Source organism: Neorhizobium sp. T25_13 (assembly GCF_002968675.1).
Taxonomy (GTDB): domain Bacteria; phylum Pseudomonadota; class Alphaproteobacteria; order Rhizobiales; family Rhizobiaceae; genus Neorhizobium; species Neorhizobium tomejilense.
In genome coordinates this window covers 82,389-94,733 of record NZ_PVBI01000014.1, presented here as the reverse complement: position 1 = coordinate 94,733, position 12,345 = coordinate 82,389, and the positions used below count along the sequence as shown (strand labels likewise).

Annotated in this window: 10 protein-coding genes; 3 read left to right on the top strand and 7 right to left on the bottom strand. The window is 62.5% G+C overall.

Annotated features, from left to right (window positions below; genetic code table 11):
* Positions 1–12: 12 nt before the first annotated feature.
* Positions 13–567 carry a hypothetical protein gene (locus C5J22_RS25700; RefSeq protein ID WP_105440542.1) on the top strand — a complete coding sequence of 185 codons (555 nt, stop codon included), beginning with the start codon at positions 13–15 and terminating at the stop codon, positions 565–567.
* Between the two features lie 16 nt (positions 568–583).
* Here C5J22_RS25700 and folK read toward each other — a convergent pair whose 3' ends face one another.
* From folK to folP, 3 genes are read right to left on the bottom strand one after another with little or no spacing between them, the layout of a single operon-like run.
* Positions 584–1,126 carry a 2-amino-4-hydroxy-6-hydroxymethyldihydropteridine diphosphokinase gene (gene folK, locus C5J22_RS25695; RefSeq protein WP_105440541.1) on the bottom strand — a complete coding sequence of 181 codons (543 nt, stop codon included), beginning with the start codon at positions 1,124–1,126 and terminating at the stop codon, positions 584–586.
* Positions 1,095–1,460, bottom strand: a complete 366-nt coding sequence (gene folB / locus C5J22_RS25690; protein WP_046626632.1) for a dihydroneopterin aldolase — start codon at positions 1,458–1,460, stop codon at positions 1,095–1,097. The genes folK and folB overlap by 32 nt, the downstream gene beginning before the upstream one ends.
* On the bottom strand, positions 1,460–2,260 hold the full coding sequence (gene folP / locus C5J22_RS25685; protein WP_371412668.1) for a dihydropteroate synthase: 801 nt from the start codon (positions 2,258–2,260) through the stop codon (positions 1,460–1,462). Before folP ends, folB begins: the two co-directional genes overlap by 1 nt.
* Before the next feature lie 253 nt (positions 2,261–2,513).
* Between folP and C5J22_RS25680 the strand changes: the two genes are divergently transcribed.
* Entirely contained in the window at positions 2,514–3,062 is a 549-nt protein-coding gene (locus C5J22_RS25680; protein ID WP_371411981.1) for a DUF922 domain-containing Zn-dependent protease, read from the top strand.
* 431 nt (positions 3,063–3,493) lie between these two features.
* On the opposite strand, the gene C5J22_RS25675 is transcribed toward C5J22_RS25680, so the two are convergent.
* Both C5J22_RS25675 and C5J22_RS25670 read right to left on the bottom strand, forming a co-directional pair.
* Positions 3,494–3,814 carry a 2Fe-2S iron-sulfur cluster-binding protein gene (locus tag C5J22_RS25675; RefSeq protein ID WP_046638420.1) on the bottom strand — a complete coding sequence of 107 codons (321 nt, stop codon included), beginning with the start codon at positions 3,812–3,814 and terminating at the stop codon, positions 3,494–3,496.
* Between the two features lie 141 nt (positions 3,815–3,955).
* On the bottom strand, positions 3,956–4,324 hold the full coding sequence (locus C5J22_RS25670; protein WP_105440589.1) for an Hpt domain-containing protein: 369 nt from the start codon (positions 4,322–4,324) through the stop codon (positions 3,956–3,958).
* A gap of 608 nt (positions 4,325–4,932) precedes the next feature.
* On the opposite strand from C5J22_RS25670, the gene C5J22_RS25665 reads away from it, so the two are divergent.
* Positions 4,933–11,148, top strand: a complete 6,216-nt coding sequence (locus C5J22_RS25665) for a hypothetical protein (protein WP_371412667.1) — start codon at positions 4,933–4,935, stop codon at positions 11,146–11,148.
* Positions 11,149–11,225: 77 nt separating this feature from the next.
* On the opposite strand, the gene C5J22_RS25660 is transcribed toward C5J22_RS25665, so the two are convergent.
* On the bottom strand, positions 11,226–11,708 hold the full coding sequence (locus C5J22_RS25660) for a barstar family protein (RefSeq protein WP_105440537.1): 483 nt from the start codon (positions 11,706–11,708) through the stop codon (positions 11,226–11,228).
* A 7-nt stretch (positions 11,709–11,715) separates the two neighbouring features.
* On the bottom strand, positions 11,716–12,330 hold the full coding sequence (locus C5J22_RS25655) for an ABC-type transport auxiliary lipoprotein family protein (protein WP_105440536.1): 615 nt from the start codon (positions 12,328–12,330) through the stop codon (positions 11,716–11,718).
* Between the last annotated feature and the right edge of the window lie 15 nt (positions 12,331–12,345).

Sequence of the window (12,345 nt, the reverse complement as noted above, 5' to 3'; positions counted from 1 at the left end):
AGGGGAAAGTTCATGTATTCGCGCTTCTTTTCGCTTCTTGGCGGGTTCGCCATTCTGACTGTCGCGGCCACCTCCGCCGTGGCGCCGCAGGCTGAGGCCGCTCCGCGTGACAAGGCTTTCTTCCAGTCGGTCGCGGGCGTCTGGAAAGGCCCAGGCGAAATCGTCGCCGGCAAGTACAAGGGCACGAAATTCAGCTGCAATTTGACCGGTGCAGCTATCCCGGACAGCGATGTCGGCATCAAGCTCGACGGGACCTGCCGCGTTGGCGTGTTTCAGCAGCCGATGTCGGCAACGATTACCCAGAGCGGCCGAGGTTACACCGGCAAGTTCCTGGACGGCGCCGAGGGCAAGGGGCTCGATATCATTTCCGGTTCGGTCAGCGGCGACAAGGTCGTCATGGGCATCAACCGCAATCAGCTCAACGGCGCGATGGTCGCGAGCCTGCGCGGCGAGAACAAGATGAACATCACCATCTCGATCAAGGTCGAAGACCAGATGGTTCCGGTGATCGGGCTCAGCCTCGACCGCGACATGGATTCGATCGCCGTCGGTTCGATCCAACAATGAGACACCAAGGGGCGCCTTAGGCGCCCTGCCACCAGTCCTGGCTGTCGCGCGCGACCTTGATGCCGGCAGTATCGGCTCCACCAAGCCAGTCGCGCACTTTCCTTCCCTTCACCAGAAGATCCGGGGCGATATCGGCGAGCGGCATCATCACGAAGCCGCGGTCGGTCATGCGCGGATGCGGCACTTCCAGTTTTTCGCTTCTCTGTTCCCGCGTCCCATAGGTCAGGATGTCGATATCGATGGTGCGTGGCCCCCAGCGCTCCAGGCGAACGCGCTTCATGCCGCGCTCGATCGACAGACAGACGTCCAGCAGGTCCTCCGGCTCCAACGAAGTCTCCACCAGAACGCAGCAGTTGAAGAAATCCGCCTGGTCGGTCTTGCCCCAGGGCGGGGTCGAATAGAGTTTCGAGACGGCGAGAACGCGGCAGTCTTCGCGCCCATCGAGCTGCCTGAGCGCATCGGCCATGGACGACGGCGGATCGCCGATATTGCCGCCGAGCCCGAGAGCCGCGACCTCGAACGTCTTTTCAGGCGAAATGCTCAACACGCACCTCCGCATAATCGAGGATGCCGGGGATCGGCACGCTCGGCTTGCGCACGGCGATCTCTGCCCGGCGGATCTGCGGCGACCAGGCGCAGAGCGCCTTGGCGATGTCCTTGGCGAGCGTCTCGATGAGGTTGCGGCGGTGGCCGGTCACCACCTTCTCGACGATTTCGTAGGCGATGCCGTAATGCACCGTGCTCGCGACATCGTCGTTTTCAAGTGCCTCGTCCGCCTCGACGTCCATGATGACGTCGATGAAGAACCGCTGGCCGAGCGTGGCCTCCTGCTCGAAAGCGCCATGCTTGGCGTAGAACGCACAGTTCTTCAGCGTGATCGTGTAGGTCGCCATCAAAGGCCCTCTCTAGCGTTGTAAGCGGAGGCTGCGGCGAGAACCGCGTCGGCCATCGCCAGCGCATCGCGGTTAGCAGCGACATTGTGGACACGGAAGATCGACGCCCCCGCAAGGCGCAGGATCGCCGTGGTCGCGGCGGTGCCGACGTCCCGCTCGCTCGCCTTTTCCCGTCCCGTCAGGGCGCCGATGAACCGCTTGCGCGAGGTGCCGGCGAGCAGCGGAAAATCGAGCCGATGCAGTTCGGCAAAACGCGCCATCAATTCCAGATCGTCGTCCCGGTCCTTGGCAAAGCCGAAGCCGGGATCAAGCACGATCGCCTCGTCGGAAATGCCGGCGCTGCGAGCGATCTCGAGAGACTGCCGCAGGAAAAACTCCTGGTCGGCGATACGATCGGGCCGCTTTTTCTGCTCACGTCCGCGGCCGGTATGCATGATGCAGACCCCGGCAGATGTTTGAGCCGCAACGGTCGCGATCTCCGGCTCACGCTGCAGGCCATGGACGTCGTTGATGATATGGGCACCCGCCGCCATCGCCAGGCGGGCGGTTTCGGCACGATAGGTATCGATCGAGATCAGCGCATCGGTCTCCGCGGCGAGTTTTTCGATCACCGGCAGGACCCGGTCCTGCTCTTCCGCCGCCGTCACCTCGGCGGCGCCGGGCCTGGTCGACTCACCGCCGATATCGAGGATGGCGGCACCGTCGCGGACGCAGGAAATGGCGTGAGCCACCGCAGCATCGATGTTTGCGTAGTTTCCGCCGTCGGAAAAGGAATCGGGCGTGATGTTGATGATCGCCATAATCTGGCCTTGGCGACCGAGTTCAAGGACACGGCCCCGCCCGACACGCCAAGTGCTGTTGCGCTGCGATATCACCGGCCGGCCGTCTTTCGAAGGGTAACGCAAAATTTGATGCCTTTGTGTTGCGCTCAGGCTGGCTATGCCCCAAGGTCCCCATAAGTTCAACGTCGCAGGCCATAGAATGTTCTCCATGCGCAGAGTCCGCCGGTTTTTCGGTGTCTTTCTTCTCCTCTGCGTGATCCCTGAGACGGCCATGGCAGAACCGATCATCAACAAGACCTATTCCTATTTCCGGATCGGCGGCCGCACGGCCGAGGACCTCGACAAGGAACTGGAAAACCGCGGCCCTCTCACCCGCAGCACCGGCCATCGCCATCCCGGCGCCACCGAGATCAAGTTCGGCGGCGACGTCACCTATGTGGAAAAGGGCGGCCGCTGCTCGGTCGGCGGGTCGCGCGTGACACTCCGAACCCACATTATCCTGCCGCGCTGGGGCAATCGCGGCCGTGCCACCGCCGACCTCGGCTTCATCTGGGATACTTTGTCGAAGGACATCAAGCGCCACGAGGAGCGGCATGCGGAAATCGCCCGCAACCACGCGCGCCAGCTCGAACGGGAACTGCTTGGCCTCCCCGCCAACAGAACCTGCGATGCGCTGGAAAGACAGGTGGCGGAGACGACCCGCCGTGTTCTTGAGGCGCATGACCGGGAGCAGCTGCGGTTCGACCAGATCGAGGCGGCCAATTTCGACTCGCGGATGATTCGGCTGCTGCAGTATCGCCTGAAGCGATCCGGCAACTGATCCGCTTTTTGGGGTGAATCAGCCCGACCAACCGCGCCCAGGCTTTTGCCGAGCTTGCGCCATCCCTCGTCAATGATGGGTGATTTATGGTGATAGTCTAAAATACGAATCCCGGATATAACCTAAGACATAGCTTACCTACCAACGCTTCGAAAGACGAAGCAGATGAGGTAGATAGCCGCAGGATCAGCGTACCTTTCCGGTTTTCGAACCGATGTGTCGGACGCGGTTGCTTCAGGTGTTCCTGAGTTTGGTTTCCAGTGTTTAGTTCTCCTGGCGCGTCTTCAAGCCGCAGGTGGTTCCTCCCTCCCCTGCTGGTGATGCGCCCGCCTGGCCTCGCTTGCCGCTTTTGCGGAGCGAGGCTTTTTTTTGCCCGGAAACATCTTTTGCTCTGGAACAGGCATGTCGGCAAAGTGGCGATCAGGCCAAGATCAGGCTTGACGCTCGGGTACGTTGACAACGAGCCCGTCGAGATCCGCTTTGATCTTGATCTGACAGGAGAGGCGCGAGGTCGGCTTCACCTCGAAGGCGAAGTCGAGCATGTCTTCCTCCATGGGAGCCGGCGGGCCGACCTTTTCGGTCCAGGCCTCGTCGACATAGACATGACAGGTGGCGCAGGCGCAGGCGCCGCCGCATTCGGCCTCGATGCCGGGAACGGAATTGCGAACCGCATTCTCCATAACCGTGGAGCCCGGCTCGGCTTCGATATCGAAGCGTGTTCCGTCAAAGGCAACGATGGTCAGTTTCGTCATGATAGGGAAATCCGGGATGTTGAAGGGTCAGGGCACACTATTTAAGGGCGCTGTCTTCCGATAAAACCCCGGCGCAGTCAACATTTTCGGGCGCCGCCGGCTGTTCAATCGGCGCCCTTGCGTACCGATTCGGCGAATCGCTCAGCGGCAGAGCTTGTTGATGAAGTTTTCGGCCTCGACGACGGCGGCAGCGACCGCGGCCCGCAACGAGGCGTCGGAGGCGTTGTCTTCAAGACGCTCGGCAGCGGTCGAAACCTTGAAGGCACCGACAGCGCTGGCCGCACCCTTCAGGCGGTGCGCGGCTGCGACGACATAGGCGCTGTCGGCGCTTGCGATGTCATGCAGTGCGCGGCGTGCCTGGCGCGCGAACATCTGGAGCACTTCGATTTCGAGGGTCTTGTCGCCCATGGTCTGTGTCGCGAGATGAACGAGATCGATCGGACGGGACTGGGAAGGGCTACCGCCCCTCAGCGTTTCTGGAGCTTCGAACGCGATACTGACCGCTGCCATTGCCATGAACCTGTTTTCCCTGTTGCTCTTCTGATAATGTCCCGAATTGTGCGGGCCAATCGGAGCTATCCCGTTAAATTCCGGCACAATCTGGGCCGGTTTCTTCCCATATGGTTAATTTCTGCTAAGCTCCCGGGATTTTAGGAGTTTTGCATCTTCGTATGGTTTAAATTCTGTTAACAACATTCCACGGCATCATTCGAAGGCAGGCGTCTTAATTGTGCAGGGTGGCCGAATGTGCCACTACAATACGCCTAAGGTGGCGAGGAATATCGTCCTTTTGCCCCGGATGGTAGGTTGGTAAGCTTTCATTATCATCCGTTTGAAAGAACGGCCATCCGACTTGAAAATGAATAGGAAACTGGAAATCCGCTTTGTGGGTGGAAAGTTTCCGGCAGGCAGCGTTCCATCTGTCGGTCTGCGGGCGGCAGCGCGTCAGATGGGATTTGCCGGGCGAGTATGTAACGAGGCGTAACCGCATGGCAAAGAACCCTAGCAGCGAGTCGATCGATGAGACGGCGTTCCAGGCGTTGGAAGATGCCCTAAAAATCAACTTCAACGATGATCAGTCGCGCCAAAGATCAGTGCCCCATGCCTCGGAGGCCAGAGTGCCAGATACTAACAAACCGCGTCAGACCCAGTACCAGGACGATGCCGCCGAATCATACAGATCGGCAGCCACCGAGACCGCTGCCAAATCCCCCACGTTCCAGCCCGCCAACGATGCGGGCAAACGCAGTTCGACTGCGATCCTGCGGACGCTGGAAGGCGGCGCGATGCGCTCGTCCATCCGCAATGCGGTGATCGTCTCGATCCTCTGGGCAATCGGCGGCATCGCGCTCGGGCAGATGATCTACGGCAACCAGCTCTGGCAGATCACCTCGGTCGAAGGCGTTCTCGCCGCTCCCGGCATTGTCGCGCTGGCGGTCTGTATCCTCATTCCCATCATGCTGTTCTTCGCCTTCGCGATCATGATGGCGCGCGCCCAGGATCTGAGAACCGCCGCCCGTTCGATGGCCGAAGTGGCACTTCGCCTGTCCGATCCGGAAACCGTCGCCTCCGAGCGTATCATGAGCGTCGGCCAGGCCGTGCGTCGCGAAGTCTCGGCAATGAACGAAGGCATCGAGCGTACCATCGCCCGCGCCGCCGAGCTCGAGACGCTCGTGCATTCGGAAGTGAATGCGCTGGAGCGGAGCTTCACCGACAACGAACTGCGCGTTCGCGGCCTCGTCCACGAACTCGGCGCCGAACGCGACGCGATCGTCAACCATGCCGAGCGCATCCGTTCGTCGATCGTCGGGGCCCATGATCAGCTCAAGGAAGAGCTGTCGCTTGCGACCGAAGAAATCTCCATTCGCCTGGCGACTTCAGGCGAAGCCTTTGCCTCGATGATCGAGACGCGCGGCGCGGCGCTGATGGAGAAGTCCAACGCCGCCGGCGAAGCACTCGGCAGCCTGCTGACGACCAAGACCGAAAACCTGCTGCAGACGCTCAATTCCTCAGGCTTCGCACTCGCCCACGAGTTCGACGAGCGCATGGATGCGATCAATACGGTGCTGTCGCAGCGCGGCCAGGCGCTTCTCAACGAATTCCAGACGCGCGCCTCTTCTCTCGACGCCAATACCGAAAAGCTCAACGCGGCGCTTGCGGACCGCACCCGCCAGCTGAACGAGACGCTGCTGGCCCGCACGAAGGAAATCACTGACGGACTTGCCGAAAGCGAACAGACGCTCACCGGTTCGCTCGGCGGCATCCTTGCGGCCCTCAACAGCTCGCTCGAAGAAAAGAGCTCGTCTTTCCGCCAGAACCTGCAAAGCACGGTCGAAGACGTTGTCCTCGACCTCGACATGCGCACCGGCTTCTTCGAAGAGCGCCTGCAGACGACCGTCGGCCTGCTCAGCACCACCTTCGACGACAACATCTCGCAGTTCACCTCCGCCTTCGACCAGCGTGCCGGCACGCTTGACAGCAAGCTGATGGACAGCCTCGCCCGTATCAACGAGACGGTGGCAAGCGGTTCGGATGCGTTCGAAAACATCCTGTCGTCCAGCGTCGAGCGCATCAGTTCCTCGCTGACCGACCAGTCGCTCGCACTCGAGACGACGCTCGGCACCGGCCAGGAAATGCTGGATGCCATGCTCGGAAGCCGCTCGCGCGAACTGTCCGACGCATTGTCGGCCCGCAGCACTGAAATTCAGGATACGCTGGCCTCCCGCGCCACCGAAATCCAGGATGCGCTCGTGACGCACACGGGCGAACTCCAGGACGTCCTCGGATCCAGGACCAGCCAGCTTCGGGATGTACTCGGAACACGCACCAGCGAACTCCAGTCCGTGCTCGTCTCGCGCACCGAGGAACTTCAGGGAGCCCTTGAAGCACGCACCAGCGAGTTCCAGGACGTCATCACCACGCGCACCGGCGCACTCCACGAAGCACTGGAAACACGCACCACCGAGCTCCAGGACGTATTGACGACGCGCACCAGCGAACTCCAGGGCGTACTCGCCTCGGGCACCGGGGAACTGCACGGAGTGCTCGGGACGGGCACCACCGAGCTTCAGGACGCGCTTGCATTGCGCACCGGTGAACTCAAGGACGTGTTTGCATCCGGCACCGGCGAACTTCACGCCGGCTTTGCAGGCGCGCGTCAGGACATCGAATCAACGCTCACGGAGCGCAGCAGCAGCCTTCTCAGCACGCTTTCGGAAAACCAGGCAAAGTTCGAACAGAGCCTGGCCATCCGCTCGGGCGCCATTGTCGCTGCCCTTTCCGGCAGCCACGATCATCTGACCGAAGTGCTGAGCCAGAAAGCCAGTGCGATCGAAACGCTGATGTCCGGCGCACCGGAGCGGCTCGCCGGCATGTTCGACGAAAAGTCGGAGCACATCTCGCGCACGCTCATTGCCAGCGAACAGCGGCTCGGTGACGAGCTGGGTCGGCGCGCTTCGCAAATGCAGACGTCGCTCGATACCAACCGCGAGCGGATTTCCGAAATCCTCGAAGACAAGTCGATGGAACTCGCCACGTCCTTCGCGCTCGGCGAAGATCGCCTCGCCGGCATGCTCGACGAGAAGTCGGATTCCATCACCCGCGCACTTTCGGAAACCGAACAGCGCATGAGCGGAGACCTGGCCCGCCGTAGCTCGGAAATCAACGAGGCGCTGGGCGTCAACCGGGACAGGCTCGCAGAAATCCTCGACGACAAGTCGATGGAAATCGCCACCTCCTTCGCGCTTGGCGAAGACCGCCTCGCCGGCATGCTGGACGAAAAGTCGACGGCAATCGCCAACACCTTCATCGATGCCGATGTCCGCATCGAGCAATCCTTCGCGGCCCGCGCCGAAGCGATCCGCAACGCCTATGCCGATAACCAGCTCAATCTCGACCTGTCGCTCGAAAACCGGACGGCCGAGATCGCCCGCGTTCTCGAAAGCGGCGGCGATCGCCTCGAACAAACCGTCGGCAGCGCAAGCGGCCGCATCGAGACCGCGCTCACAACCGGCGCACAACGTTTCGAAACGGGCATGGCGGACGGACTGGAGCGTGTCGAAGCCGTTCTCGGCTCGACGCAGGAGCGTATCGCCGCAACCATCGGCCTTGGTCACCAGCAGCTGGAAACGACGCTCGGTTCCGGTTACGAGCAGATCCGCGACACCCTGGACGACCGCACGAAGTCGCTCACGACAACGCTCAGCGACGCCCAGAGCCAGATCGGTGACCTGATGCAGGATCAGGTCACCTCCTTCGGAACCTCGATCGCGGCCAGCGCCGGAATGCTGGAAATGTCGCTTGAAACGCAGCAGAACGCGCTGCGCGACGCTATCGACACTGCGGGGCAGTCTCTCGAAGAACGTCTGCGCGACAATGTCGGTACGCTCGCCGTCCGGCTTTCCGATGCCGCGAGCGAAATCGGCCGCTCGGCCGACGCCTTCTCCAACCGCATCCGCCAGACGGTCGGCGGGGTTCAGGGCGCACTCGAAGAAACCGGCAGCCGCATCGAATTGACGTTCGGTGGGCTCGAAGGCCGGATCCGGGGCGAAATCCTCGAGGCGGCCCAGCTCGTCGACGAGGCCGGCGTCAATCTCTCCACCACGCTCACCAACCGCACGGCCGATCTGGAACGTGTCGCCGTCGAGGCTTCGGACCGCATCACCGAGACCATGGATGGCCGCACCGCCCGTATCGAGGAACGCCTCGGCACGATCGACCGCGCGCTGACCATCGGTCTCGACAACGTCACCAAGACCATCGAAAGCAAGGCCGTTGGCCTTGCCTCGACCCTGCGTGAAGCAGTCGGCGCCGCGGCCCAGAGCATGGACAGCGAAGCCACCCGCTCCGCCGAAGTGCTGGCGCGTGCCGGTGCCGAGTTCACCGAGGAACTCACCAACCGCAACGCCGAATTCACCAAGGCGATCGAGGAACGGTCGACCCAGATCGTCGGCCGGATTTCGGAAACCCAGAACCGGCTCGCCGGCCAGGCTGCTACCGTAGCACTTGCCTTCTCGGAAGCCGGCAATGCGATCGTCCACAAGGTCGCGGAGGCCGACAGCCTGGTGAAGCGCCAGGTCACGGCAATCTCCGAGGCGCTGGACGAAGCACAGAAAGCGCTTGACTCGCGCGGCGACGGTATCCGCACCACGCTCGCCGATACGGCAAACCAGCTCGACACCGCCATGGACGCCGTCGACCGGGCACTCGCGGCCCGCGGCGACGCCATCCACTCGGCTCTCGACGCCCGCGCCCGCGACCTGAACTCCATGCTCGCCGGTCGCTCGGCTGAATTGGCACGCCTTCTCGATGAAAAGGCAAAGCCCATGGTCGAGGAATATGCCGCGACCGGCCGAACCGCCATCGAACAGATGACGACCGCTGCCCAACAGGGTGCAGAGATGCTCTCGGCCGCAGCGCAAGAAACATCGGCACGGCTTTCCTCCGCTACGGAAGAATCGACGGCGCGCATTCGCAACGAGAACTCGGCGCTTGTCGACGCGATCGCCGCGCGGACCAACGAGACGCTCGCCGCCATCACGCAGCGGACCGAGAGTGCCGCCGGCACCATGCGTCACGTCGAACAGGGCCTGTCAGCCAGCGTCAACAGCCTTATCGACAAGCTGGCGGAAAGCAATTCGAACATTTCCGCGATGGTCCAGGAGACAGCGAAGGAATTCGGCAGCACCGCCGATGCCGTCGCCCATCACCTTTCGGAAGCCGACCGCAAGCTCGGCGTCACGGCCAACCGGTTCGTTCAGTCGGCTACCAACTCCGCCGATATCGTTTCCGGCTCGACCCGCATGCTCGAAGACAATATCGGCCGCATGTCGGACGTCTTCGGCAATACGCTCGAGCAGGTCAGCAGCCTCGTCGGCCGGTTTGACGACCACTCGAGGGTGCTTGTCGAAGCATCCGAACTCCTCGGTGCGGCACAGTCCAATCTCGTCAGCACGCTGGACGAACGCCAGAATGCACTGCGCAACCTGTCGACCGGCCTGGTCAAGCGTTCCGAGGAAATCGAGACGACGATGCGCAGCCTGACGACCCTGGTCGACGGCGCTTTCGAGCGGGCGGAAGAACGTTCGCTGCAGGTCGGCTCGCGGCTCCGCGAAAGCCTGCATGCCTCGTTTGCCGATATCGGCCGGACGCTCGGGGAAACCCAGCATCGCGCCGAAGTTACCGCCGATGCGATGCGCGAAGCGCTGATCAGCGCCGGCAGCGACGCCAACCACGCCATCGAGACGACGCTGTCCGACGCCGAGAAGCGCACTCGTGACCTTTCCGAGCGGATGCGCGGCAGCATTTCGCAGTCGCTCAGCGACGTCGAACAGCTGCTGTCGGATGCCACCAGCCGCTCCGGCAGCGCCGCCGAACAGCTGCGCGACACGCTCCGGGAATCGGTCGAGGAAGCCATCAACCGCTTCGCCGGCGCGACCGACGAAATCCGCCGCTCGGCGCAGGATATCCGCCGCGAGCTGGATACGACCCGCACCGAACTCAAGCGCGGCGCCTTCGACCTGCCGGAAGAAGCCAAGGAAAGTGCGGCCGCCATGCGGCGTGCCGTCGCCGAGCAGATCAAGGCGCTGCAGGACATCTCGGCGCTGGTCGGTCGCTCGACGCAGAACTTCGAGATTGCCGAGCCTTCGGCACCACGCCAGGCGCCTGCTCCGCAGCCGGCTCCTGCGCGTCCGCAGCCTCAGCCTGCTGCCGCAGCCATCCCGCAGCCACCTGCGCCACGCAACGATCCCTATGCTGGAAACGCCCTGCGCGGCACGCTGCCGCTCGATCGCCAGGCACAGGCGCCCGTCGCCCGCGCGCCGGAGCCACGCGGCACCGACGGCGGCTGGATCAGCGACCTGCTGCGCGGCGCATCTCGCGACGAGGTGGCGGAGACACCGCCGGCACCCCGCCAGCAGCCGCAGCCGGCACCGCGTGCGGCCGAGCCGGCCCCGGCTCCACGCGGCAACGGCGACAACCGCAACCCCCGCCATATGGTGGAATCGCTGAACTCGCTGTCGGTGGATATCGCCCGCGCCATCGATCATGACGCATCGGTCGACCTGTGGCGGCGTTACCAGCGTGGCGAGCGCGACGTGTTTACCCGTCGCCTCTACACGCTGAAGGGCCAGCAGACCTTCGACGAGATCAAGCGCAAGTACGACCGTGAACCGGAATTCCGCACCGCTGTCGACCGCTATATCGCCGATTTCGAAAAGCTGCTCGCCGACGTCGCCCGCACCGACCGCGACAAGACGGTAACCCAGAGCTACCTCACCTCGGATACGGGCAAGGTCTACACGATGCTGGCCCACGCCGCCGGCCGGTTCAACTAAGAACCGGATCGGAACAACTGATACTTAAAAGCCGCCTTTCGGGGCGGCTTTTTTGTTTGGAGACAACGAAGTCCGGATCAGAGATTGATGTCAAGAAGCGGCAAAGGCAGATCGGATTTCCGGTCGCTGGAAAAGAGGACATGCAAGGCTCTCGGCGGCCTATCCCATGACTCGCCTTCGGTCGCCGGCTTGGCCCACTCAGCACCGATAGCGTCGAGAGAACTCACGAACCTTTGGAAAAGATTGGGATTGTGGCGATATAAGAAGACGCCGTTCAGTATAACAATATTGATACTACCGGTTTCGATCCAAGACAGATCGCACATGGCCTCATCGAAACCGTCCCAATTAAGCTGGCTATAGGGCATGGACAAGCCGCGGATGACGGCAGCGAAGAGGTCTTCTTCTTTCGTACATCCATGAAAATCGATTTCGCGGGGTTGGACGCAGTCGCTCGTCGCGCTGATCCGACGAGACAGAGCATCCCCGTCGGCAGTGCACTGGATCACATAGGGTCGGCCCGTGGTATTTAGAACATCCCTGAACCGGACTTTGGCCATTGATGCATCACATCGACTTCAGTGACCAGTCGACGATCTCGGCGCCGACCTTGGCGAAGGCACGATCCAGGGCCTCGATGAAATCGCGGTTCTCGGCGCCCGAGACCGGGGCGGTCGCCTTGAACACGTTCTGAGCACGCACGGTGCCATTGCGGTCGTTGAGGATCTTTGCCGAGATTTCGACGTTGGCGAGACGCGGGCTGCCGGCCGTGACCTCGAAGGCGCGGATATCGGTGACGACCTGATAGTCGATCGCAAGGCCCTGCCCCGGCTTGCCGACGCCGCCGAGGCGGCCGGAATTCTCGAAGGCCTCGACCAGCTTCGACTGGACGAGCGCCGGCAGGCGGTCGCCCCAGCGGGAATCGGCGAGATACTGGATTTCGGAAGCGGAAACGCGCACCACGACCTGTTCGCTGTTCAGCAATTTCAGTGCCGTCGGTTCAGGCACGAGAATCTGCCGGTTGCGGGCAGAGACACCCTGGCCGGACGGGGTGATCGACAGGTCGAACGTGTCGTTGTTGGCCTTGCTGCCGCAACCGCCCAACAGCGCCGCGACAAGCGGCAGCGCAAGCATAACCGGGGCACGGGCCGCGCGTCGCATCAGAACCTCAGAACCGGTCATCAAAATCCACTCTTT

Coding starts and splice junctions, on each gene's coding strand:
- C5J22_RS25700 (WP_105440542.1), top strand. CDS start 13: ATGTATTCGCGCTTCTTTTCGCTTCTTGGCGGGTTCGCCATTCTGACT.
- folK (WP_105440541.1), bottom strand. CDS start 1,126: ATGCGGAGGTGCGTGTTGAGCATTTCGCCTGAAAAGACGTTCGAGGTC.
- folB (WP_046626632.1), bottom strand. CDS start 1,460: ATGGCGACCTACACGATCACGCTGAAGAACTGTGCGTTCTACGCCAAG.
- folP (WP_371412668.1), bottom strand. CDS start 2,260: ATGGCGATCATCAACATCACGCCCGATTCCTTTTCCGACGGCGGAAAC.
- C5J22_RS25680 (WP_371411981.1), top strand. CDS start 2,514: ATGGCAGAACCGATCATCAACAAGACCTATTCCTATTTCCGGATCGGC.
- C5J22_RS25675 (WP_046638420.1), bottom strand. CDS start 3,814: ATGACGAAACTGACCATCGTTGCCTTTGACGGAACACGCTTCGATATC.
- C5J22_RS25670 (WP_105440589.1), bottom strand. CDS start 4,324: ATGGCAGCGGTCAGTATCGCGTTCGAAGCTCCAGAAACGCTGAGGGGC.
- C5J22_RS25660 (WP_105440537.1), bottom strand. CDS start 11,708: ATGGCCAAAGTCCGGTTCAGGGATGTTCTAAATACCACGGGCCGACCC.
- C5J22_RS25655 (WP_105440536.1), bottom strand. CDS start 12,330: ATGACCGGTTCTGAGGTTCTGATGCGACGCGCGGCCCGTGCCCCGGTT.